General features: G+C 70.5%; 20 protein-coding genes and 1 tRNA gene. 10 read left to right on the forward strand and 11 right to left on the reverse strand.

All coding sequences use genetic code 11. The annotated features are described in order from the left end of the window. Positions 1-107: 107 nt before the first annotated feature. Positions 108-962 (reverse strand): SOS response-associated peptidase, encoded by an 855-nt coding sequence (locus tag AC1DP0_RS00900; protein WP_478081916.1) that lies wholly within the window; start codon positions 960-962, stop codon positions 108-110. A 156-nt stretch (positions 963-1,118) separates the two neighbouring features. Between AC1DP0_RS00900 and AC1DP0_RS00905 the strand changes: the two genes are divergently transcribed. The 5 genes from AC1DP0_RS00905 (at position 1,119) to AC1DP0_RS00925 (ending at position 5,591) form a co-directional block, all read left to right on the forward strand. Further along, positions 1,119-1,649 (forward strand): DoxX family membrane protein, encoded by a 531-nt coding sequence (locus tag AC1DP0_RS00905; RefSeq protein WP_478081918.1) that lies wholly within the window; start codon positions 1,119-1,121, stop codon positions 1,647-1,649. Positions 1,650-1,686: 37 nt separating this feature from the next. After that, positions 1,687-3,045 carry a 3-phosphoshikimate 1-carboxyvinyltransferase gene (gene aroA / locus AC1DP0_RS00910; RefSeq protein WP_478081920.1) on the forward strand — a complete coding sequence of 453 codons (1,359 nt, stop codon included), beginning with the start codon at positions 1,687-1,689 and terminating at the stop codon, positions 3,043-3,045. Further along, positions 3,042-4,088, forward strand: a complete 1,047-nt coding sequence (gene rsgA, locus AC1DP0_RS00915; RefSeq protein ID WP_478081922.1) for a ribosome small subunit-dependent GTPase A — start codon at positions 3,042-3,044, stop codon at positions 4,086-4,088. Before aroA ends, rsgA begins: the two co-directional genes overlap by 4 nt. Positions 4,089-4,153: 65 nt before the next feature. Next, complete coding sequence (hisN, locus tag AC1DP0_RS00920) at positions 4,154-4,945, forward strand: histidinol-phosphatase (RefSeq protein WP_478081924.1); 792 nt, start codon at positions 4,154-4,156, stop codon at positions 4,943-4,945. A 55-nt stretch (positions 4,946-5,000) separates the two neighbouring features. Continuing rightward, the gene (locus tag AC1DP0_RS00925) at positions 5,001-5,591 is read left to right on the forward strand and encodes an N-acetyltransferase family protein (protein ID WP_478081926.1); all 591 of its coding nucleotides are present in this window, start codon (positions 5,001-5,003) and stop codon (positions 5,589-5,591) included. Between the two features lie 46 nt (positions 5,592-5,637). Here AC1DP0_RS00925 and AC1DP0_RS00930 read toward each other — a convergent pair whose 3' ends face one another. Both AC1DP0_RS00930 and AC1DP0_RS00935 read right to left on the reverse strand, forming a co-directional pair. Continuing rightward, entirely contained in the window at positions 5,638-7,026 is a 1,389-nt protein-coding gene (locus AC1DP0_RS00930) for a M16 family metallopeptidase (protein WP_478081928.1), read from the reverse strand. Then, positions 7,023-8,330, reverse strand: coding sequence for a M16 family metallopeptidase (locus AC1DP0_RS00935; protein ID WP_478081930.1), 1,308 nt, complete (start codon positions 8,328-8,330; stop codon positions 7,023-7,025). The genes AC1DP0_RS00930 and AC1DP0_RS00935 overlap by 4 nt, the downstream gene beginning before the upstream one ends. 120 nt (positions 8,331-8,450) lie before the next feature. Between AC1DP0_RS00935 and AC1DP0_RS00940 the strand changes: the two genes are divergently transcribed. Next, positions 8,451-8,813: a hypothetical protein gene (locus tag AC1DP0_RS00940; protein WP_478081932.1), complete on the forward strand. Its 363-nt coding sequence runs from the start codon at positions 8,451-8,453 to the stop codon at positions 8,811-8,813. Positions 8,814-8,904: 91 nt separating this feature from the next. After that, positions 8,905-10,605: an aminotransferase class V-fold PLP-dependent enzyme gene (locus AC1DP0_RS00945; protein ID WP_478081934.1), complete on the forward strand. Its 1,701-nt coding sequence runs from the start codon at positions 8,905-8,907 to the stop codon at positions 10,603-10,605. A gap of 31 nt (positions 10,606-10,636) precedes the next feature. Here the strand turns inward: AC1DP0_RS00945 and AC1DP0_RS00950 are convergent, their stop codons facing one another. Next, positions 10,637-11,455, reverse strand: a complete 819-nt coding sequence (locus tag AC1DP0_RS00950) for a hypothetical protein (RefSeq protein WP_478081936.1) — start codon at positions 11,453-11,455, stop codon at positions 10,637-10,639. Between the two features lie 53 nt (positions 11,456-11,508). Between AC1DP0_RS00950 and AC1DP0_RS00955 the strand changes: the two genes are divergently transcribed. Then, positions 11,509-12,057 (forward strand): DUF1990 family protein, encoded by a 549-nt coding sequence (locus AC1DP0_RS00955; protein WP_478081938.1) that lies wholly within the window; start codon positions 11,509-11,511, stop codon positions 12,055-12,057. Between the two features lie 44 nt (positions 12,058-12,101). Here the strand turns inward: AC1DP0_RS00955 and AC1DP0_RS00960 are convergent, their stop codons facing one another. From AC1DP0_RS00960 to AC1DP0_RS00975, 4 genes are all read right to left on the reverse strand, one after another. Further along, positions 12,102-12,959 carry a carbohydrate ABC transporter permease gene (locus AC1DP0_RS00960; RefSeq protein ID WP_478081940.1) on the reverse strand — a complete coding sequence of 286 codons (858 nt, stop codon included), beginning with the start codon at positions 12,957-12,959 and terminating at the stop codon, positions 12,102-12,104. Beyond that, a complete protein-coding gene (locus AC1DP0_RS00965; protein WP_478081942.1) occupies positions 12,956-14,140 on the reverse strand; it encodes a carbohydrate ABC transporter permease in 1,185 nt (394 codons plus the stop codon). Before AC1DP0_RS00965 ends, AC1DP0_RS00960 begins: the two co-directional genes overlap by 4 nt. Before the next feature lie 81 nt (positions 14,141-14,221). Further along, positions 14,222-15,481, reverse strand: coding sequence for a sugar ABC transporter substrate-binding protein (locus AC1DP0_RS00970; RefSeq protein ID WP_478081944.1), 1,260 nt, complete (start codon positions 15,479-15,481; stop codon positions 14,222-14,224). A gap of 1 nt (position 15,482) precedes the next feature. Next, on the reverse strand, positions 15,483-16,493 hold the full coding sequence (locus AC1DP0_RS00975; protein ID WP_478081946.1) for a substrate-binding domain-containing protein: 1,011 nt from the start codon (positions 16,491-16,493) through the stop codon (positions 15,483-15,485). A gap of 199 nt (positions 16,494-16,692) precedes the next feature. On the opposite strand from AC1DP0_RS00975, the gene AC1DP0_RS00980 reads away from it, so the two are divergent. Next, on the forward strand, positions 16,693-18,921 hold the full coding sequence (locus tag AC1DP0_RS00980) for a glycogen debranching N-terminal domain-containing protein (RefSeq protein WP_478081948.1): 2,229 nt from the start codon (positions 16,693-16,695) through the stop codon (positions 18,919-18,921). A gap of 10 nt (positions 18,922-18,931) precedes the next feature. Here the strand turns inward: AC1DP0_RS00980 and AC1DP0_RS00985 are convergent, their stop codons facing one another. Further along, complete coding sequence (locus AC1DP0_RS00985) at positions 18,932-19,435, reverse strand: hypothetical protein (protein ID WP_478081950.1); 504 nt, start codon at positions 19,433-19,435, stop codon at positions 18,932-18,934. A gap of 189 nt (positions 19,436-19,624) precedes the next feature. Between AC1DP0_RS00985 and AC1DP0_RS00990 the strand changes: the two genes are divergently transcribed. Then, complete coding sequence (locus AC1DP0_RS00990) at positions 19,625-20,107, forward strand: hypothetical protein (protein ID WP_478081952.1); 483 nt, start codon at positions 19,625-19,627, stop codon at positions 20,105-20,107. A 152-nt stretch (positions 20,108-20,259) separates the two neighbouring features. Here AC1DP0_RS00990 and AC1DP0_RS00995 read toward each other — a convergent pair. Further along, positions 20,260-20,333, reverse strand: a tRNA-Met gene (locus tag AC1DP0_RS00995). Between the two features lie 145 nt (positions 20,334-20,478). Continuing rightward, positions 20,479-23,487, reverse strand: a complete 3,009-nt coding sequence (locus AC1DP0_RS01000) for a UPF0182 family membrane protein (RefSeq protein WP_478081954.1) — start codon at positions 23,485-23,487, stop codon at positions 20,479-20,481. Positions 23,488-23,546 lie beyond the last annotated feature (59 nt).

Here is a 23,546-nt window from a genome sequence, read left to right on the forward strand (position 1 = left end):
GTGCCCGAGGGCGACGGTGCCGCGCGCGCCGGGGGGGCGCTGGACGTGGACGCGTCCGGGCCCGCCCGGCGTCTCGATCTCGCGGACCGACACGCGGACCGGGGCCGTCACGCGCCGACCACCTCACCCGTCATCGGGTCGACGACGCCCTCGAGCTCGGACTCGGGGACGGGCTCGACGAGGGCCGGTCCGTTGTTGCGCGTCGCCCCGACGGCACGACTCACGGGGTGCGCCTCGAACCGACCGGGCGCAGCGAACCCGAGGACCTCCTGGACGTAGCTGGGGTCCTTCTCGTCGGGGTCGAGCCACTGCTCCCACTGCTCGGGCTCGAGGACGAGGGGCTGGCGGTCGTGGATGCGGTCCATGCCGGGATCGGCCGCGGTCGTGATGATGGTGAACGTCGTGAGCCACGCCGCCGGGTCACCGTCGGGCAGCTCCCGGTCGCGCCAGAACTCGTAGAGGCCTGCGAAGGCGACGGGAGCACCGTCGGCCCGACGGATGAAGAAGGGCTGCTTCCGCGGCTTGCCCTTGGCGTCGACGGCGGTCGGAGAGACCTGCCACTCGTACCAGCCCTCGGCCGGGACGATGCAGCGCCGCGAGATCGCGGCCTTGGCGAAGGCGCCCTTGCCGAGGACCGACTCGGCGCGGGCGTTGGTCATGCGCAGACCCATCTTGACGTCCTTGGACCAGGCCGGCACGAGACCCCAGGTGAGAAGACGGAGCTGGCGGAGCGGGTGGGACTCGCCGCCGTGGCCGTCGTTCGCGTCCTCGCTCCGCGGCCACCGTGTCAGCACGACGGGCGCCTGCTTGGAGGGCGCCATGTTCCAGTCGGGCTCTCCTGCCGGCGGGCTCTGCGGGTTCTTGAGCACGCTGCGCGAGGGCTCCCCGGTGTGGTCCTGCTCGACGTCGAAGGCCTCGATGAGCTCGTCGGGCCGCGCGCTCGCGGCATACCTCCCACACATGAGCCACAGCGTATGCCGCGGCGACCTCGAGCGGCCTCGAGCGGCCCAGCGCGGGCGTCCTCCGCTCTGCCGCGGGTATGTCGATACCGTAGGTGTCCACACGTCCACGACGGCCGCGATGCGCTTCGGCGCTCTGCGGCCAGAGGAGGAAATCGCATGATCGTCCGCCGTCTCGCCCGTCCGCTGCTCGCGTCCGTCTTCGTCGCCGCCGGTGTGGAAGCCCTCCGCAACCCCGCCGCGCGCACCGACCAGGCCGCCCACCTGCTCCAGAAGGTGCCCGACCAGGTCCCCGGGGTCGAGGTGGCCGCCAAGGACCCCGACCTCTTCGTCCGGGTCAACGGCGCGGCCCTCCTGGGCGGTGGCCTCCTCCTCGCAACGGGGCGTATGCCGCGTCTGGCCTCGACCGTGCTCGCGGCGTCCGTCGTCCCGACCACGGCCATCGAGCACGCGTTCTGGGAGGAGACCGACCCCACCCGAAAGGCGCAGAGCCGCAGCCTCTTCCTCAAGAACGTCGGCCTGCTCGGCGGTCTGCTCCTCGCGGCCGTCGACACCGAGGGCCGCCCCGGCCTCGCGTGGCGCGCCCAGCACGTCACGAAGACCACCCGTCGCGAGGCCCGCCACGCCCAGCGGACGGCCAGGCGCGAGGCCCGTCTGCTGGCCCGGCGAGCCCAGGACGTCGTGAGCTGACTTGAGTCCCGCAGAACCGTCCCCTCACCCGACGCCCGTGACGACTGGTGGCTCTGACCGCGCCATCCTGACGGCGGAGCCGGACTGGGCGGCCCCGGTCGCTTCGGGTCCGCTCGATGCCACGGTCGTGCTCCCGGGAAGCAAGTCACTGACGAACCGCTACCTCGTCCTGGCGGCCCTGGCGACCGAGCGGTCACGCCTGCGGGCGCCGCTGCGCTCGCGCGACACCTTGCTGATGGCCGACGCGCTGCGGTCGTTGGGAGTGCGCATCGACGACGTCGCGGCGGAGGGTGAGTCGGTGGTCGGTGACGTCCCCGACTGGGTCGTCACCCCGCCAGAGACGCTGACCGGCGACGTCGACATCGACTGCGGGCTCGCCGGCACGGTCATGCGCTTCCTGCCGGCGGTCGCGGCTCTGGCCGACGGGCCCGTCCGGCTCGACGGCGACCCGCAGGCGCGGGTGCGCCCCATGGGACCCGTCATCGACGCGCTGCGTGCGCTCGGGGCCGACCTCGACGACGACGCCGGACACCTTCCGGTGACGGTCAACGGCCGGGGTCGCGTGTCCGGCGGCGTGGTGACGATGGACGCCTCGGCGTCCTCGCAGTTCATCTCCGCCCTCCTGCTCGCCGGGGCGCGCTACGACGAGGGCGTCACCGTGCACCACGACGGCAAGCCCGTGCCGAGCGAGCCCCACATCCTGATGACGGTCGAGACCCTCCGCGACGCCGGGGCGATCGTCGACGACAGCGAGCCCAACCGGTGGCGCGTCGAGCCGTCCGAGATCAACGCCCTCGACGTGTCGGTCGAGCCGGACCTCTCCAACGCCGGACCCTTCGTCGGCGCGGCCCTCGTCGCGGGCGGCACGGTGCGCGTGCCGGGGTGGCCGCAGCACACCACCCAGGCCGGTGACCTCCTGCGCGAGATCCTCGACACCATGGGCGCCGACGTGCGGCTCGACCGTTCCGGGCTCACCGTCGTCGGCAGCGGCGAGCTCGTCGGCATCGACATCGATCTGCATGACGCGGCGGAGCTGACCCCCACGGTCGCCGCCCTCGCGGCCCTCGCGTCGACCCCGACGTGGATCCGGGGTGTCGCGCACATCCGCGGGCACGAGACCGACCGGCTCGCGGCACTGACCGCGGAGCTCGGCGGGCTCGGCGCGCAGGTGACCGAGACCGAGGACGGCCTGCGCATCGCGCCGGCGCGCTTGCACGGCGGGCGTTTCCGCAGCTATCACGACCACCGGATGGCCACCGCCGGAGCCATCATCGGCTTGCGCGTGCCGGGCGTGGACGTCGAGGACATCGACACGACGCGCAAGACCCTCCCCGACTTCGTCGGGCTGTGGCGGGGCATGCTCGACGGCTCCGGTCCGGTGGTGCGCGCCCGATGAGCTGGCGGGACCTCGACGAGGGTGACATCCGGGTCCGTCCGAGCCGCAAGGGATCCAGGCCCCGCACGAAGGAMCGCCCCGCCCACGTCGACGCGGTCGTCGCCATGGTCATCGGCGTCGACCGTGGTCGCTACACGTGCCTGATCCCCAAGGGTTCGCTCGGCAAGAAGGAACCCGAGCGTGTCGTCACGGCCATGAAGGCCCGCGAGATCGGCCGCACGCGCGTCGTGGTGGGTGACGACGTCGCTCTCGTCGGCGACCTTGCGGGCGGTCCGGACGCCTTGGCACGCATCGTGCGCATCGAGGAGCGTCGCTCGGTCCTGCGGCGCACGGCCGACGACACCGACCCCTACGAGCGCATCATCGTCGCCAACGCCGACCAGCTCGTCATCGTCACGGCGCTCGCCGACCCCGAGCCCCGGCCGCGGATGGTCGACCGCTGCCTCGTCGCGGCCTATGACGCGGACCTCGAGCCGCTGCTCGCCCTGACCAAGGCCGACCTCGTCGATCCCACCGGGTTCCTCTCCAACTACACGCCGCTCGAGGTCGAGCACGTCGTGACCTCGTGGAAGGACGGGGACTTCTCGGGACTGGAAGCCCTCCGCGCCAAGCTCTCCGGCAAGGTCTCCGTCCTCGTCGGTCACTCCGGCGTCGGCAAGAGCACCCTCGTCAACGGCCTCGTGCCGGGTGCCCTGCGGGCGACGGGCATCGTCAACGACACGACCGGCCGTGGCCGCCACACCTCGACGAACGCCGTGGCGCTCCGCCTGCGCGGCGCCGACGGCTCGGACGACGGCTGGGTCATCGACACGCCCGGCATCCGCTCGTTCGGACTCGCCCACATCGACGTCGACCACATCATCGACCACTTCCCCGACCTCGCCGAGGGCACGGACGGGTGCCCTCGCGGATGCACCCACGACGAGGAGGAGTGCGCGCTGGACGCGTGGGTGGCCGAGGGCCACGCCGGCCCTGCCGGCGCCTCGCGGCTCGAGTCGTTGCGACGCCTGCTCAGCAGCCGGAGCACGACCGAGGATCACTGAGCCGCAGCGGCATACGTCCTCRGGCCGCGCTCCCCCGCTCACCTCGATGCCGCTAGGTTGACTCGGTGACCTCCTACGACGACGACCTCCGTCTGGCCCACGTCCTGGCGGATGCCGTCGAGCGGGTGACGATGGCACGCTTCCGCGCCGCCGACCTCGTCGTGGAGAGCAAGCCGGACCTCACGCCCGTCACCGATGCAGACCGCGCGGCAGAGGAGCTCGTCCGGCACCAGCTCAAGCGCACCCGTCCACGCGACGCCGTGGAGGGTGAGGAGTTCGAGACGACCGGCCACGGTCCCCGACGCTGGATCATCGACCCGATCGACGGCACGAAGAACTTCGTGCGCGGAGTGCCCGTGTGGGCCACCCTCATCGGCCTCGTCGTCGACAACGTGCCGGTGCTCGGCCTCGTCGCCGCGCCGGCCCTGCAGCGGCGCTGGTGGGCGGCGACCGGCTCCGGGGCCTGGAGCGGCCGCTCGCTGTCCTCGGCCCGGCGCATCTCCGTGTCGCAGGTCGGGAGGCTCGGCGACGCGTCCCTGTCGTACTCCTCACTGGCTGGCTGGCGCGTGCGCGGGCGTCGTGACGACTTCCTCGACCTCATGGACGACTGCTGGCGAACGCGCGCCTACGGGGACTTCTGGTCCTACATGCTCGTCGCCGAGGGCGCCGCTGACATCGCGGCCGAGCCCGAGCTCGCCGTCCACGACATGGCAGCGCTCGTCGCGATCGTCGAGGAGGCCGGCGGCCGCTTCACCGGCCTCGACGGGCGGGACGGCTGCTGGAGCGGCAACGCGCTCGCGACCAACGGTCTGCTGCACGACGAGGTGCTCTCCCGCATCGGGACGTCACCGGCCTGAGACCACTGACCGGTCAGCGCAGGGCGAGGGGAACCGCACGGCCTAGCCTTTCGGCATGAGCACCGGATCCACCGACAGCGCTGCCCCCGTCTCCGCCTCAGTCCCCGGGGCGACGGTCCGCCCTGCCGGCGCGGCGGACGTCCCTCTGGTCGCCGCCGTAGCGGCCGCGACGTTCGGGCTCGCGTGCCCGCCGTCGATGACCCGGGACCGGGTCGAGGCATTCGTCGACGGGGTCCTCTCCCCCGAGCGCTTCGCCGACTACGTCGCCGACCCCACTCGGTACGTCCTCCTGGCCGAGAGCGCGGGGACCGTGCTGGGCTACGCCATGCTCGTGCGCGGCGAGCCGTCCGACGACGACGTGCGTGCCACGATCCGGCTCCGGCCGACGGTCGAGCTGTCGAAGATCTACGTACTGCCGCAGGCCCACGGCACGGGCGCGGCCGCCCTCCTCATGGCTCGAGCCCTCGAGTGGGCGCGCGAGAAGGGCGCCGCCGGCGTCTGGCTCGGCGTCAACCAGCAGAACGAGCGCGCCCAGCGTTTCTACGGCAAGAGCGGCTTCGAGCGCGTCGGCACCAAGCGGTTCCTCGTCGGCGGCGTCTACGAGGACGACTTCGTGATGGAGCGCGCCCTCGACCCGCGCCTCTGACCCGTCCCGGTCAGGGTCAGGGTCAGGGTCAGGGTCAGGGCCGGGGTCAGGGGTCGGTGACGACGGTGACGTCGCCGAGGTCGAGGGCCTCGATCGCCTCGAGCTGCGCTGTGGCGTCGCCGACCATGACGATGGTCCACCCGGCGCCCGGAGCGCCCGCCCCGATGCCGGCGCCCTCGGCGAACCGCGCGTAGGCCGCGTCGACGCGGCTGCGGTCGACCGTCGCGAGGTCACGCAGGTTGGCTGTGGTGAAGGCCGTCGTGCGACCGTCGAGTGCCATGCTGACCGCTTCGTCGGCGATGGCGTCGGCCGTGGCGTAGCGGCCGGGCGCAGTCTTGGAGATGAAGTCCACGCCCGAACGGATCTCCTTGTCGGTGAAGCCATCTCGGCCCCCGTCGAGGATCTCGACCAGGAGCCGCAGCGACTCCGCGGTCGAGTCCGCCCGCACCGAGCCCGAGGTGAGGAAGACGCCACCACGGCGACGGGGCCGGAAGCTCGAGCGGATTCCGTACGTGTAGCCCTTCTCCTCACGCAGGACCGCGTCGATGCGGGCATTGGGCGAACCGCCGAGGACGAAGCCGAGCACCGGGTAGGGCGCCCAGCCGCCCTCGACGGACCGGTCGGGACCGGGCGCTCCGATGACGAGCTCGGTCTGCACCGAGCCCGGTCGGGACACGAGCACGATGCGCCCGCGGTCGGGTGCGAGCGCGGCCGCGTGCTGGAGGTGGCGCTCACGATGGCGAGGGCCCTTCGCCCAGCGGCCCAGAGCCGACTCGACGAGCACCGGCACGTCGAGGCCGCGGAGGTCGCCGGCGACGACGAGGGTCACGCCGGACGCGACGACGTGCTCGGCATGGAAGGCCGCGACGTCCTCACGGGTGATGGACGACACCGTCTCGAGGGTGCCGCCGGTGGGTCGGGACGACCGGTCCTCCGGCGCGTAGAAGGTGCGGACGAACTCGAGTCCCGCCCGGTGAGCGGCGTTCGAGCGCTCCTGCTCGATCTCGGCGATCCGGGTGCGGACCTGGCGGGCGACCTCGGTCTGCGGGAAGGTCGGCTCGGTGAGGATCTGGCGCAACAGGTCCAGCGCGGGCTCGAGGTTGCCCTTGACGACATCGAGGTCGATGGACAGGCCCGCGTCGGCCATGCCCGCCCCGAAGCTCACGCCCTTGCGCTCGAGCAGTCGCGCGAACTCCTCGGCAGTGTGGTGCTCCGTCCCCTCGTCGAGGGTGCGCGCCATGATCGAGGCGACACCCTCACGCTCGCGCGGCTCGTCGCGCAGCGACACGGGCACACCGATCCGGACCGACACGACGTACTGGCCCGGGACGTCGTAGGTGAGCAGCCGCAGACCGTTCGGCAGGTCGTAGGTGCTGCCCTCGGGGAACTCCCACGGCTCGGGCGGGGCGACGACGGGGCGGGCGACGGCGGTCATGAGGCCTCCTCGGGGTCCTGGGACGTCGGGTCGGGCGCGTCGGTGAGGTAGCGGACGACGGCCCGGGCCTCGGGGTCGAGCCAGGTCGCCGCGGCGCTGCGCGCCTGCTCGGCGGTCACGGAGCGGATGCGGTCGACGAACGTGTTGACGTATGCCGCGTCGCCCGTCAGCAGCGCGTGGTGGCTGATGTGGTCGGCGCGTTCCTCGATGCTGGCGAGGGCGCTCAGCCACGAGCGCTCCGTGTCGGCGATGACCGACTCCAGCTCCGCGGCATCCGGGCCCTCCTCGACGAAACGACGGATCTCCTCGCACACGGCGGACTCGATCTCGTCGACGTCGGCACCGACGGACACGTCCACGGTGATGGCGCCCAGACCGGACCCGTCGACGAGGCCCATCGTCCAGCCGCCCACGGCCACGGCCGTCTCGTCGGTGCGGACGAGCCGACGCACGAGCCGTGAGCTCGCGAGGCCGCCGAGGACGTCGACGGCGACCTGGCAGGCGAGGTAGTCGGCAGTGGTGTCGACGGGAAGCCGGAACGAGACGTAGATCCGGTCGTTCGGCACGTCACCGACCCGGTCGAGCCGCACGGGCCCGGCCAGCGGCGGCAGTTGCGGGTGCCGAGCACGGCAGCTCAGCTCGATGGCCGGCAGGGGTCCGAAGTACTTCTCGGCGGCGGCGAACCCCTCCTCCGGGGTCACGTCCCCGACGAGGGTGAGGACGGTGTTGTTCGGCCCGTAGTGCGCCCGGAAGAAGGCGTGGACGTCCTCGAGAGTGGCGGCGTCGAGGTCCTCCATCGACCCGATCGTCGGGTGGTGGTAGGGGTGGTCCTCGGGGAAGACCGTCGCGTAGATGTCGATGAGGGCCGACCCGTAGGGCACGTTGTCGTAGCGCTGGCGCTTCTCCTCCTTGACGACGTCGCGCTGGTTGTCGAGGTTCTCCTGCGTCAGCGCGTCGAGCAGGTGGCCGTGGCGGTCGGCCTCGAGCCACAGGGCGAGCTCGAGGGCACCGGTCGGCACGGTCTCGAAGTAGTTCGTGCGGTCGAACCACGTCGTCGCGTTGAGCCGGGCTCCCTCGTCCATGAGGGCCGAGAAGTGCTCGCCGGAGGCGACGTTGCGGCTGCCCTGGAACATCAGGTGCTCGAAGAGGTGCGCGAAACCGGTGCGACCCGGTGTCTCGTGGCGCGAGCCCACTCCGACCCAGAGGTTCACCGCGACGTTGGGCACCGTGTGGTCCTCGCTGACGATGACACGCAGGCCGTTGGCGAGCGTGCGCTCGGCAAGTGGATAGGAGATGGCTGTCACGGGCTCGACCCTATGCGACGCGAACGCGAGGCGACGGGGCACCGATCAGGCTCGGTGGACGACGTGCGTGGAGAATGCGCTCGGGGAACCCGTCACCAACCATCAGGAGCCGCTGCACCCATGACCGACCGCCCTGTCCCCGCTGCCGCTCCCGGCGGCCGCCTGTCGCGCCTCAGGCCGTACGCCGTTCCTCTCCTGGCAATCCTCGCGTTCTTCCTCTTCCGTGCCTTCACTGCCGACGACGGCACGCACGGCGTCCAGACCGGTCAGTGCGTCGCGGCCGTCGGCTCCGACGACTTCAAGAGGGTCGACTGCACGGACCCGTCCTCGCTGGGCAGCGTCACCTTCATCGACAGGAGCGCCCTCACCGACGACGGCGCCGCACGTCGCCTGTGCTCGGCACACGGCGCCCGGGGCGCCTTCACCAGCGCCGCCTCCTCGGGCGGCACCGGCACGGTCATCTGCGTGGCCACCCCCAAGTGACTCCGGGACCCTGACCCGACCGGCGGCGCCTGACCCAACACCTAGTTATGCTCTTTTGCCTTAGCATCACCAGGCGCTATGATGGTCTGCCATGGAGGCAGCAGCGCAGACCGACCTTCTCGACACCATCCGTGCCGGAGTCATCGGCGAGGACCAGGTGATGCACGGGCCCTACGGCCCGCGACGGGTCACCTACGCCGACTACACCGCCTCCGGTCGCGGCCTGACCTTCATCGAGGACTTCATCCGCGACGAGGTGCTCCCCCGCTACGCCAACACCCACACCGAGAGCTCGGGCACGGGCCTGCAGACGACCCGGCTGCGCGAGGATGCCCGTCGCACGATCCGTGACGCCGTCGGTGGTGACGACGAGACAGTGGTCGTCTTCGCCGGTTCGGGCTGCACCGGGGCCATCGACAAGCTCGTCGGCATCCTCGGACTTCGCATCCCGTCGAACTTCGAGGACCGTTGGCACGCGAGCGAACTCGTCCCCGCCGACCAGCGCCCGGTCGTCTTCATAGGTCCCTACGAGCACCACTCCAACGAGGTCATGTGGCGTGAGTGCGTCGCCGACGTCGTCGTGATCCCGCAGGACCTGGACGGCCACGTCGACATCGCGGTGCTGCGGCAGCAACTCGTCGAGCACGCCGAGCGCCCGCTCCTCGTCGGCTCCTTCTCGGCCGCGAGCAACGTCACGGGCATCGTCACCGACACCGACGCGATCTCCTCCCTCCTGCACGAGCACGGTGCCCTCGCGTTCTGGGACTATGCCGCTGCGGCGCCCTACGTCGACATCGAGATGTACGGCCGTGGTGGGCGCGGCGTGGCCGACGACACGGCATACAAGGACGCGGTGTTCCTCAGCCCCCACAAGTTCATCGGCGGCCCGAGCACGCCCGGCGTCCTCGTCGTGCGCCGCGAGCTCATGACCAACCGGGTGCCCGACGTGCCCGGCGGCGGCACCGTCGCGTACGTCAACCCCGACGACCACGCCTACCTCACCGACCCCGCGCACCGCGAGGAGGGCGGCACCCCTGCCATCATCGAGGCGATCCGCGCCGGTCTCGTCTTCAAGCTCAAGCAGGCCGTCGGCACCTCGACGATCCGCGCCCGCGAGGACCACTTCCTCGAGCGCGCCGTTGCGGCCTGGAGGGACGAGCCCGGCATCGAGATCCTCGGCAACCTCGACGCGGAGCGACTGTCGATCGTGTCGTTCGTCGTCCGCGGCCAGGGCGAGCGCTACCTGCACCACAACTTCGTCGTCGCCGTCCTCAACGACCTCTTCGGCATCCAGGCCCGCGGCGGCTGCTCGTGCGCCGGCCCCTACGGCCACTACCTGCTCGGCATCGACCTCGAACGCTCCCACGAGTTCGAGCGCGAGATCGGGCGCGGCTGCGAGGGAATCAAGCCCGGCTGGGTGCGCGTCAACTTCAACTACTTCATCTCCGACGTCGTCGCCGACTACGTGATCGAGGCAGTCCGGCTCGTCGCTCGTGACGGGTGGCGCCTGCTGGGCGACTACGTCTTCGAGCCGGCGACGGGCTTGTGGAAGCACAAGGACGGTCCGGTCGAGCCGCCCCTGCGACTGCACCAGGTGAGCTTCGAGCAGGGCCACCTGACCTACCCCGCACAGCACGAGCGGGCCGGCGAGGACTCGCTTGCCCGACACCTTGCCGACGCACGCGCGATCCTTGCCGCGGCGACGCCCGAGCGGTGCGACGAGGCCCACGTCAACGTCGACTTCGACCACCTGCGGTGGTTCGAGCTTCCGATCCGCAGCCTGTCTCACTGAGCGACGCGCTTCACCCGTGCGCGGGCACCCGTCACGGCGCCATGGCGGCATACCCCGTGAAGTCATGGACGGCGATGCCAGCGTACGTCGCGTACGCACTGGCCCCCGAATCCACTTGTGCGAGCTGATCGTTCATCCGCGTCAGGGTCTGGCCGTGGAAGGTCTGCTTGACCTGGCTCGGGTGGAGGCCGAGACAGGTCGTCTCCTGGCCGATGCGGACCGGCTTCCCCAGGACGGCAGCCGACGCGAGCTCGGCAGCCGCGACGGCGAGAGTGCCGTCCGTCCCGACCGCGGTGTCGCGGTAGGCCATGAGCGTCACGGCCGAGACCCGGCACATCGCCTCCTTGTCGAGCGTCGAGCTCTCGCCGACCGGGATCTGGTCGAACCAGAACGGGATGTCGATCTCGAGCGGGATGGCGCCGCTCGTCGACACGAGTCGGTCGAGCAGCATGAGGTACGCGTCGACCGTCGTCGACCGTCGCGTGCTCCACGCGGCCGTCGTCCACGGTTCGACGTCGACGTGCAGCCCGGTGAAAAGGCCTGTCGCGAGGGCCGGTCGGAGCCAGCGGTCGACCACCCAGGTGGGGTCGTCGACCCAGCCGGGGTCGCCGCCGAGGGCGTCGACGCGCAGACCCGCCGACCGGGCCTGCATCACGAGGTCGCGCACCATCGTCAGGCGCGGGCTCGTCGTCAGGTCGGCGGGCACCGCGACGAAGAGCGTGTCCAGCCCCCTGGTCCGGGCGAGCCGGACGACCGGCTCGGYCTCCCTCCAGACCCAGACCCACATGGCGCGACCCGGCGTCGTCGCGGCTGCTGACGACGGCGGTGACGGGACGACCGATCCGACCATGGGCACGAGCATGGCAGCCGCCGCCCGCCGGCACGATCGGGCATGCTGGGCGCATGGACGCGCAGCTGCTCGACGGTGAGCGGCTCGCCGACCTCGCGCGCGCGCCGCTCACCTACCCCGAGGTGGGTGCGTCGCTGGGCGCCCAAGGCCTGCCCGCCGGCTACCACCACCTACGACGTCAGGCCGTCATCGGGCGCGGCGCCGCCGACCTCGAGCGATGCACCGAGGCACTGCTCGGTTGGGCCGTGCACCGCCGCGCGGGCGTGCGGGTGCTTCCGTCGGTCCCGCAGGTCCGGGCCGCCGCGGTCGCCGACCTGCGGATGGGAGTCGGGCCGTTGTCGCTTCGGGCACCGGTGCGCGTCGTCGGCGTCCTCGACGCGCCGCGCCGTCGCGGCTTCGCCTACGGGACGCTGCCCGGACACCCCGAGTCGGGTGAGGAGTCCTTCGTCGTGTCGATGGGATCCGAAGACGTCGTGACGTTCACGGTGCGGGCCTTCTCTCGCCCGGTCGGCCTGCTGGCCAGAGTCGCTGGGCCCGTCGGCCGGATGGTCCAGCAGGGCATCACCGACCGCTATGTGCGAGCGCTGCAGGCGAGCGTGTGACCGGCGATCGGATCTGCCTGGGGCACTGGGTGGCTGGGCCAAGCTCAGCCCTTGACTCCTCCCTCGTTGGCGCCGCGGATGAAGTAGCGCTGCAGGGCGAAGAAGAGGAGCGCGACCGGGATCGTCGTGAGCAGGGCGGTGCCGAGCTTGAGCGGGTACTGCGTGCCCGCGCCCAGCTGGCCGCTCGTCATGCTCGCCAGGCCGGTGACGAGTGTCTGGTGCTCCGGCGTCCCCTTGGTCACCACGAGGAAGTGGGAGAACTCGTTCCAGGAGCCCTGGAAGGACAGGATGGTCAGGGTGATGAGGGCCGGTTTCGCCATGGGCAGCACCACGGACCAGAAGGTCCGGAAGATGCTCGCGCCGTCCATGCGGGCGGCCTCCTCGATCGACACCGGCACGGAGTCGAAGAACTGCTTCATGATGAAGACACCTGCGGCGTCGACGATGAGGGGCAGGATCATCGCGGTGTACGTGTCGTAGATGCCGAGGTAGTTGACCATGAGGAACTTGGGGATGAGCAGGGCCACGCCCGGGACCGCCATCACCGCGAGCAGGCCGGCGAAGACGGCCTTCCGACCGCGGAACTGCAGCCGCGAGAGCGCGTAGCCGGCCAGCGAGTCGAGGAAGACCCGGGCCGCCGTCACGACGAGGGTGATGAGGACCGAGTTCCGCACCCAGGTGGTGACCGGCACCGACGCGTCGCCGCCCCCGAAGATGCGCTGCCACACCTGCGCGGTGAACGGGTTGGGCACCAGCGACAGCGGGTTGTTGGCGGCGTCGGGGTCGGTCTTGAACGACGTCGAGATCTGGATGAGGAAGGGGTAGATGAACAGGACGGCGAAGGCCAGCAGCGCCGTGTACAGCAGGATCGTCTTGACGGGGTTGGACTTGCGGGCGTTCACTTGCGGCCTCCGAGTCCGAGGAAGGGCTTGCGCTCGTCCCTGTCGGTCAGCACGTGTCGCTGGACCCGCGTGAGGACGATGATGATGAGAAAGACGACGAAGGCCATGGCCGCACCCGAGCCGTAGCGGAAGTTGCCGAAGCTCTGCTGGTACGACAGGAACGCCGGGCTCAGCGTGGTCCCTGCCGGAGCGCCCTTGCCCATGACGTAGATCTGGTCGAAGACCTGCCACGTCCCGATCAGCCCGAGCGTGATGACGAGGAAGAGCGCCGGCCTGATCATCGGCAGCGTCACGTGCCGCAGCTTCTGCCACCCGGTGGTGCCGTCCAGGGCGGCCGCCTCGTCGATCTCGACGGGAAGGTCCTGCAGCGCCGCGATGAACATCAGCATGAAGGTGCCCGAGGTCGTCCAGATGACGAGGAAGATGATGACGAACATCGCGACCGACGGCCCCGAGAGCCAGTCCCAGATGCTGCGGCCGAGGATCTCGCCCTGCGCCCAACCGGGGTTGTCCACCCCAACGGCGTTGAACGCCAGGTGGAGCAGTCCCCGGCTGTCGCTGAACCACTGGGGCCCGTCGATGCCGAAGAAGCCGAGGAACGCGTTGACGGCGCCCGTGTTGGAGAAGAGGAAGAGGAAGACCGTGGCGATCGCGATCGAGCTCGTCACCGACGGGAAGTAGAACGCGGTGCGGAAGAAGCTGCGGCCCTTGAGCATCGAGTTGTTGACGAGCAGGGCGAGTCCGAGCGCGAGGACCGTCTGCAGCGGAACGACGAGCAGCACGTAGTAGAAGGTGTTGCCGATGGACTGCATGAAGTTGTCGCGGGTCAGGCCGTCCCGGGCGAAGAGGTCGGTGTAGTTCTTCAGGCCGACGACGTCCGTGCCCTGACCGACCGCGAAGGGGTTGGTGTTGCCCTGCCAGTTGGTGAAGCTCACCCACAGCGCCATGCCGATGGGGATGACGAGGAAGAGCCCGAGGATGATGATCATGGGGGCCACGAAGATCCATCCCGCGGTGCCTTCACGACCGCGGATGCCGCCCCGGGTGCGGGTTCCGCGAGCTCCCGGCACGCCGGCCTGGCCCGTCGGCACGCCGGCCGAGGCCGAGGCCACCTGGCCTGCCCGCGCCCCCGCGGGTGTGACGACGTCCTCGACCGGACGTTCGTCGTCGATGCGGGCCATGGAGCCCTCCTGTGGGATCGGTGAGGCGATGGGGTGGCGTCCGCCCGCCGGGTGAGCGGCGGACGGACGCCACACGGGGGATCAGCCGGCGAGCGCCGCCGTGCCGTTCTTCTGCAGCTCCTCGAGCCACGCGTTCGGGTTGCCGCCCTTGCCCATGGTGGCCAGCTGGGAGTTGAACTTGGCCATCACCTCGTCGAAGCCGGGCAGGTTGACCGGGCCCTGGGCGTACTGCCCGCCGGCTACGAAGGCCTGCGACTCGGGGTACTTGGCCGCGAAGGCCTTGGCCCCGTCCTCGGTGGACGGCATGACGCCGAAGGCGTCGGCGAAGGCCATCTGCTGGTCCGTCGTGATGAGCGACTTCACCAGGTCGACCGCCTGCCCCTGGTTCGGCGACTTGGCGGCGATGCCCCAGCAGTTGCTGAACAGCAGGGTGCCCTTGCCGGCCGATCCTGCGGGGAGCTCCACGACCTTGTACTTCAAGTTCGGGAAGTCCTTCTTGGCGCCGCTGATCCAGTTGCCCTCGATGGTCATCGCGGCCACACCCTTGCCCAGCGCCTCGCCGCCCCAGCCGGTGGCCGGTGAGGTGTCGGAGCTGAACTTCAGGACGCCTTCCTTCATCATCTTCTGGACCTCCGCCAGACCCGCCTTGGCGGGGGCGCTGTCTGCCGTCATCGTCTTGCCGTCGGCAGAGACGATCCAGCCGCCGGCCTGCTTGATGAAGGCTCCGCTGCGGTTGATGTCGTTACCGAGGACCAGGCCCGTCACCTTCCCGGACGTCAGCTTCTTGGCGACCGCCTCGAGGCCGGCCCAGTCCTTGGGGACGTCCGCGTCGGTGAGCCCCGCCTTGGTCCAGAGGTCGGTGTTGATCACGAGAGCCAGGGTCGAGTAGTCCTTGGGTGCGCAGTAGAACTTGTTGTCGTAGGTGAAGGTCTGCACCAGGGACGGCAGGAAGCCGGCGTCCTTCACCTGGTCGCCGTAGGCGTAGAGGTTGCCCGCCTTGGCGAAGGTGCCGACCTTGGAGGCGTCGGTGTAGAAGACGTCGGGCGGCGTCGTCGACGCGAAGGCCTGACCGAGCTGCTGCCCGAGGTCCGCCGCGGCGATGACCTCGACCTGGTTCCCGGACTTCTTCGCCCAGGCGTCGGCCGCCTTCTTGACCGCCGTCGTCTCCGCGTCGCCGGAGCTGCCGATCATGATCGTCAGCTTGACCGGGCCCTTGGCCGTGCTCTGCGGCGCGTTGTTGCTGCTGCCACTGAATCCGCCTCCGCCGCAGGCGCTCAGGACGAGCGCGCCGGTGGCGGCGAGCGCGAGTGCGGCTGCAGCTCGCGTGCTGGGTGCTCTCATGTCACTTCTCTTTCGGTGTCATGCGGTCGCCCGCAGGTTTCGAGCTGGATCTGACGACGAGCTCGGGGGGGAGGAGGAGACCACCCGCGGGATCGCGGGAGGCGGAACCGGTACCGAGCACGTGGAGCACACGGTCGGCAACGCGGTCGAGGGGCTGGTGGAGGCTGCTGAGGTCGAGCGCGTGCGCGATGTCCGTGTCGTCGAAGCAGACGATGCCGACGTCGACGCCCGGCGCCAGATGGCGTTCGACGAGGACGCGCCAGACGCCCAGGGCCAGAGCGTCGGAGGCGCACACGATCGCGGCACCACGGCCGAGGGTGTCGACCAGGCCGGCCGCGGCACGGGAGGCGGACTCGAGCGCCTGCGGGCTCGTCGCCTGCCACTCCGGGTGCGCCAGGTCGAGCTCGGCGGTGGCCCGCAGCCAGCCCGAGCGGCGGTCGTCGCCGACGGGCGAGCCCTCCGGCCAACCGAGGTAGCCGATCTTCTCGTAGCCCTGCGCCGCGAGATGGTGCACGGCCGCCTCGATGCCGGACGCGCCGTCCACGTCGACCCAGGAGGTGATGCTCGGGTCGTCCCAGACGCGACCGAACGCGGCATACGGCACGTGGTGGGCGTCGAGCCAGCCGGGTCGCGGGTCGTTGCGGCGGGTGTCGGTGAGCACGAAGCCGTCGGCGACCCGGCTGGCGACGAGTCGCTCGTAGGAGGGGATCGGCGTGGTGGGGTCCGGCGCCGTGAAGGGCACGACGTGCGATCCCCGGACGGAGGCGCACCCCGTCAGCTCGATGAGGAAGGTGTCGATGATCGAGCCGAGCCGCCCGAACCCCGCTGAGTTCAGCTCCAGGCCCCAGGCACCGGCCCGCTCCTGCTTGAGGGACTGAGCCGCTCGGCTGGGGCGGAAGCCGAGGATCTCGATCTGCGCCTGGACCCGGGCAAGGGTGTCGGGAGCGACGCGCTCCGGCGCGTTGACGACGTTGCTCACGGTCTGGCGGGAGACCGACGCGGCGCGTGCCACGTCGTTGATCGTCGTCCGCCGCGTGGCAGAAGGACTCGCAGTCACCCTTGACGCCGTCTCTCCGGAGTGGAACGTTCAAATCGTAGCGATTTAAACGTATTTATGGTCATCCGGATACTGTGCTCCCCGTGCGGCCGTGTCAAGAGGGCGCGTCGCTTCCGCACACACGTCGCAGGCACGAGCACGAGCAGGAGGGCCCATGACCACGCACGGCACCGACGGCGCCGGGGGCGCAGAACCGCCCATGGCGACGGAGCCGGTGGGCCAACAGCCCTGGCTGCACGACCTGGCCATCTGTGTCGACGGCAACGGCACGGCCCTGAGCGACACGGACGGGTCGATGCGGGGGCGCGGCGCCCACGGCTTCTTCGTCGACGACCAGCGAGCCGTCTCCCACTTCACCGTGGGCCTCGGAGCGGCGCAGCTCGTGAGGGTGGCGCACTCCAGCCGTGGTCCGCGCAGCGAGTTCTTCACCTCGGCCCGCGGTCTCGGTGACCCCGGACCGGACCCCACCGTCGAGCTGCATCGCCGCCGGAGGCTGGCCGGGGGCACCCTGCGTGAACGGGTCTCGGTGGCCTCCAGAGCCTCGCGGGTGGTCGACGCCCCGCTCGTGATCAGGCTCGGTGGCGACGGCGCGGACATCGGCCCGGTCAAGGCGGGCGTCGCGACCGGCCAGCTGCTCGAGGCCCACGGTGGTCACGGTGTGGGAGCGAGCACGGGCGAGACCTCGGACCGAGGTGCGGCCGCGCACTGGCATTCGGATGCCCAGTCGGTTCGCGTGACCTTCTCCCCCGCCCCGGACCACCTCGACGTGGGCCCGGACGGCGTGCTGGCCACGTTCCTCCTCTCGGTCGCTCCCGGGTCCGAGCAGGAGGTCGAGGTCGAGGTGCAGACCGACCGCCGAAGCGAGAGCCACTTCCCGGCCGACACCGGCTCGGACGCCGTCGACTGGCCGGAGAGCCTCCAGGTCGATGCGAGCGACCCGCGCCTGGGCAAACTGCTGGGGGCGTCGATGGCCGACCTTCGCAGCCTGCTGTTGCGGGATCCCGCCGACCCTCGCGACGTGTTCGCCGCGGCCGGAACTCCTTGGTACCTCACGCTCTTCGGTCGCGATTCGCTCTGGACGGCACGGATGATGCTGCCCCTGGGAACGACGCTCGCCTCAGGCACGCTCCGGGCCCTCGCCCGCCGTCAGGGCACGAAGCATGATGCCGACACGGCGGAGGCACCGGGGAAGATCGCCCACGAACTGCGCCGCACGGCATACGAGGACGTGTCCGTCGACTTCAGCCTGCCCCCCGTCTACTGGGGCACGGTGGACGCCACGGCCCTGTGGATCTGCCTGCTGCACGACGCGTGGCGCTGGGGGATGGACGTCGACGAGGTGCGCGCCCTCCTCCCGCACCTACGGGCGGCCACGTCCTGGCTCACCGACCTCGCGACACCCGACGAGGACGGGCTGATCAAGTACGTCGACGAGAGCGGCCACGGCCTGGCCAACCAGGGGTGGAAGGACTCGGGTGACTCGATGCGCTTCCGGGACGGGTCGATCGCGGTCTCCCCCATCGCGCTCATCGAGGCGCAGGCGTATGCCGTCGAGGCGGCGGTCGGCGCCGCCGCGCTCCTGCGGGCACTCGGCGACCACAGCACGCACGGAGACCTGGCCCGGGCGGAGGAGCTCGAGCAGTGGGCCGGCGTGCTCAAGCAGCGGATCCGGTCAGGGTTCTGGGTCGGGCCGCCCGACGAGCGCTACCTCGCGATGGCCATCGACGGCACGGCCCGTCCGGTGGACGGTGTCGGGTCGAACATGGGCCATGCCCTGGGCACCGGAGCACTCACCCCGAGCGAGGCGCAGCAGGTCACCGACACGCTCGTGGGCTCGACGATGCTGGGTGACTTCGGCATCGCCACGCTCGCGACCGACAACGGCGGTTTCAACCCCATCGGCTACCACACGGGATCGGTGTGGGTCCACGACACCGCCATCTGCGCCCTGGGCATGGCGCGGGAGGGTCATGCCGCTCAGGCCGCAGTCGTCGTGGGCAAGCTGCTGGACGTCGGTGAGGCTTTCGAATACCGGCTCCCCGAGCTCTTCGCCGACTCGGCGGCGCTCGGGCAGTGGGCCCCCTACCCCGCATCCTGTCGGCCTCAGGCGTGGGCGGCCGCGTCCGCCGTGGCGATGCTCACGGTGGCGCTCGGGATCACGGTCGACGTGCCGGGCCGCCGGGTGCAGGTGCGGCCACCGTCGCCTCAGCCCTTCGGTGCCCTCACGGTGAAGGGGCTGCGGGTCGGCGAGGCCTCCATCTCCGTCGCGGTGGACGCGTCCGGTGCCGTGACCGTCGAGGGCCTGCCGTCGGACTTCGCCCTCGACCTGCCGGATGACCTTCCGGACGATGCCTCGCACGGCGAGTTGATCGTCGCCGGCTGAGCACGTGAGCTCAGTGCAGGAAGGTCTTGGCCACCACCATGACCACGCCGAGGAGTGCTGCGGCGAGCGACTCCCCGAAGGCCGTCCGCGGACTCGACCCGACGTAGCGGGCCGACAGGTAGCCCACCGCCCCGACTTCCGCGACGGTGAGCCAGAGGGCGAGGTTGACCGCAACGGCGGTGTCAGCGCCGAGCAGTGATGCGACGGTCGTCATCGCCAGGGCCGGCACACCACCGAGCAGCACCCGGGACTCGTGGCGTGCCGCTGCGACCAGGCGCCTGGGCAACGGTGATCGCCCGTGGTGGAACGGCTCGGAGAAGGCCCGGACGTAGATGTCGGCCAGCCAGTAGACGATGAGCACGAAGACAGCCGCGACCAGGACCCGAGCCGTCGACGGCACGTGGTTCGCCGTCGCGCTCATGACGGCGCCGGTGATGATGGCACCGTAGAGCAGGCCCGCTGGGTTGCTGTGCGCGATGAGCCGCGAGGCCCGTTCCCTGACCGTCTCTGCCATGGTGTCGGCCCCTCGTCGTGCTCCGCCGGTCGTGGAGCCTACGGTCCAGCCTGCCGCCAAGGAACGAGATCGCGCCAGTGCTTCGCGTCACGGGTGCTCGACCAGCGACAGGCAGCCACTTCACAGTGCAAGATCGAGGTGGGTGACCTCCGTCCCCACCGACGCCACCGCAGTCAGCAGGAGACGACGATGACCGACATCCCCTCCGAACAGCCCATGAAGCCGCAGGCGGCCCCCGCGAGCGGCGCGCCAACCTCGCCGCCAGAGACCGCGGACGCAACCGGGTTCACCGAAGAAGAACACCACACCCTGCGCTCGGCCGCGATGCTGGCGAGCGCGTGGGTGTCACGTGCCGAGAAGGGCATGTTCGACAGCATCAAGGAATCGTTCGCCGCCTCCAAGGCGATCGCAGGCTCTCCGCCGGAGATCGCTGCCCTCGTCGGCAGGGGCGGGTTCCCCGAGATGCCGAAGGGCACCCCGGCAGACGTCGAGGCCCGTACCCTGGCGCTGCTGAGAGAGGCCATCTCGTTGTTGCAGGCCAAGGCGCCGCACCTCGTCGACGGTTACCGCGCCATGGTGCTGCGGAGCTGCCGTGACGCAGCCGCTGCAGCCGACGACACCTCCCCCGACGAGACGGCCGTGATCGACAAGATCGAAGCCGCACTGGCCTGACTCCGACCGTCACCGCACCGTCAACCTGCCAGCGGGTGGTTGTGGTGGACGGCCTCGCGGCAGGACACGAAGGAGACGCCCGGGAACGACGTCAGCCCCCCAGGTGACCCTGGGGGGCTGACGATCAGCACTACGGTCGCACTTCTGCGTAGTAGCGGGGGCAGGATTTGAACCTGCGACCTCCGGGTTATGAGCCCGGCGAGCTACCGAGCTGCTCCACCCCGCGTCGGCAAGAGCAACGTTACGCGAAACCTCGTGCAAGACCAAATCGAGACGGTCCCGCGTGGCGCATCGAGCCGAATGTAGCCGGAAAGACCTGTGGCAGTACGCGATTCGCGTGCTGCCACAGGTCGGCCCGATCGTGATCCTCGTCAGGGCTTGGCGGTCGCCTTGCCCTGCGGCGAGGCGTCGACCGCGCGCTGGAGCGCATCCTTGAGCTCGGCCTGCGCCTGGCCGTATGCCGCGAAGTCGCCCTTGCGCAGAGCCGCCTCCCCCTTGACGTAGGCAGCCTGTGCATCCTTGAGCGCCTTGGACAGCGCAGCCGAGTCCGGGCTGGCCGCCGGAGGCGACGTCGCAGTGCCCGACGGTGTCGGCGTCGGGGTGGCTCCCGGGGTCGGTGTGGGTGTCGTCCCGTTGTCGCCCGCCTGCGCGCCCGACGAGCCGCCGAAGAGGTCGTTGAGCGCCGCGTCGAGGGAGCCCGCCCAGGCGATCTTGTCACCGAAGGCGACGGCTACGGCCGACAGCCGCGGGTAGGTGCCCGAGCCCGTCGATCGGGCCTGGACGTAGATCGGCTGGACGTAGAGCAGTCCCCCGCCGACGGGCAGGGTCAGCTGGTTGCCGAAGATGACGCTGGCACCCGTCGACGAGGTCGTCGAGATGAACTGAGCCAGGGTCAGCTGGCGGCCGAGCGACGCGTCGTTGGAGGTGACCGTCGAGGTACGCATGTCGTTGTAGACCTGCCCCGGACCGTTGACCGTGCCGCCCGTCGTCTCGAGCAGGCGCAGCTTGCCGTAGTTCGGCGACTTCTTGCCGGTCTCGCTCCCGGCGTCGCCGTCGACGGCGAGGAAGCCCGACAGCACGTTGCGGTCACCGGTCGGCATGAACGTCGACGTGAGCGAGAACGCCGGGCTCGACTGGTCGGGCATGGCGAGCGAGAGGTAGTAGGGCGGCTGCATGAGGTTGTCCGCCGGCTGCGTCGGGTCGTCGGGCACGCGCCAGAAGTTCTGGCCACCGTAGAAGGAGCCCGCCACGGTGTCGTGGTACTTCTGCAGCAGGCTGCGCTGGACCTTGAAGAGGTCCTCGGGATACCGCAGGTGCGCCATGAGCGAGCCCTTGATGTCGCTGAGCGGCTTCACGGTGCCGGGGAAGATCGACATCCACGCCTTGAGCACGGGGTCCTGCTCGTCCCACTGGTAGAGCGTCACGGTGCCGTCGTAGGCGTCGACGGTGGCCTTGACCGAGTTGCGGACGTAGTTGACCTGGCCGGCCTGCACGGCGCGCACGGCCGTGCGGGTGCTCGTGACGGCGTCCTCGGTCGCGGTGTCGAGCGTCGTGTTCTCGGAGTAGGGGTAGCTCGCCGACGTCGTGTAGCCGTCGAGGATCCACTGCACCCGGCCGTCGACGACGGCGGGGTAGGCGTTGCCGTCGAGGGTCAGCCACGGCGCCACTCGCTGCACGCGGTCGCGCGGCGTTCGGTGGTCGAGGACTCGCGAGTCGTTGGTCACCGCGTCGGAGAGGAGGAAGTTGATCTCGCGGTACTTCACGGCGTACGCGAGGCGCTTGACGGCGTCGAGCTGCACGCCGCCCGTGCCGGCGTAGGTGTAGTTGATCTGCCCGGTCCCCTTCGGGTCGGGGTAGTCGAACTCCTGCTTGTTGCCGCCGACGACGGAGTACTCGGGCGAGCTCTCACCGAAGTAGATGCGCGGTTCGTACTGCCCGAGGGCACCCGTCGTGCCGATCTGCGACTCGATGAACGTCGGGCGGCCGTCGGGCTCACGGGTGTTGCCCTTGGCGGCGACGACGCCGTAGCCGTGGGTGTAGACCGTGTGGTCGTTGAGCCAGTTGCGCTGCGCGTCGGGCACGCCGTTCAGGTCGAGCTCGCGGGCGGCGATGACGGTGTCCTGCGACTTGCCGTCGATCTGGTAGCGGTCGACGTCGAGCACGTCGGCGAACTGGTAGTAGCCCTTGCTCGCCTCGAGCTGCTTGAACGTCGGGCTCACGACATTGGGGTCGATGAGCCGGATGCCCGGCACGGTCGCCGCGTCGCCCCGCAGCTGGCCGGGGGCGGCAACGGTCTTCGTGTCGTAGGAGGCGGGCACGATGCCGGACAGCCCGTAGGCCGCCCGTGTCGCGTCGATGTTGCGCTGGATGTAGGGGACCTCGAGGGACTTCTCCGACGGCCGCACCTTGAGGGACTGCACGAGCGCGGGGTAGATGCCGCCGACCACGACGACGATGACGGCGAGGACGGCGACACCGACGAGCGGGAGACGCCAGGACCGGGTCCAGATCGTCGTGAGGAACATGATCGCGCACATGACCGCGGCAACCGCCAGGATGCCCTTCGTCGGGATGATCGCGTGCGACTCGGTGTACTGGATGCCGGTGATCTTCGTCGACTCTGCGGTCGCGAGGTTGTAGCGGTCGATCCAGAACGCGACGGCCCGCACGAGGACCAGGACCGCGGCGATGACCGACAGGTGCACGCGGGCAGCCTGGGTCGAGCGCATCTTGGCGCCGGCGACGATGCCGCCGTAGAGGTAGTGCGTGAAGGCGGCCGTGATGAAACCGATGACGAGGATCATCGTCAGGAACGCGACGACGAAGTTGATCCACGGCAGGTCGAAGACGAAGAAGCCGATGTCGAGGCCGAACTCGGGATCCGTCGTGCCGAAGGGGCTGCCGTTGCGCCACAGCAGAAAGGTGTCCCACTGGGTCGCTGCCGACAGGCCCGCGAAGAGACCGACGGCGAGCGGAGCCGCGACCGTGGCGGTGCGGCGCATCGGCTCGACGAGCTCGCGGTAGTGGTCCATGGCCTGCGTCTCGGGCGACGGGGCGTAGATCGGACGACTGCGGTAGGCGAAGTGGATGCTCGACCAGACCATCGCGGCCGTCAGCAGACCCCCGACGAGACCGAGCAGGATCTTGGCGACGATCTGGGTCGTGAAGACGCCGGCGAAGCCGACCGACTGGTACCAGAGCACCTCGGTCCAGAACTGCGCCGCGATGGCGATGACCACGAGCAGGACGGCCGCCACGACGAGTGCCGTGACGAGCGGACGTCGCGTCGGGGGCAGCGTGGCCGCGTCGGGTCTTCGAGACGCGCCGGAGTCGTCGCTGTTGGAGTTGCCCGGCGGGGGGCCGAAGTTGCTGTCGCTCACGTGGAGTGCCTTGGGTGCTGGGGCGGACAGGTGGTCGGGCGGAACCGTGGGCGACCGCC

The organism is Terrabacter sp. P5_B1 (assembly GCF_056400505.1).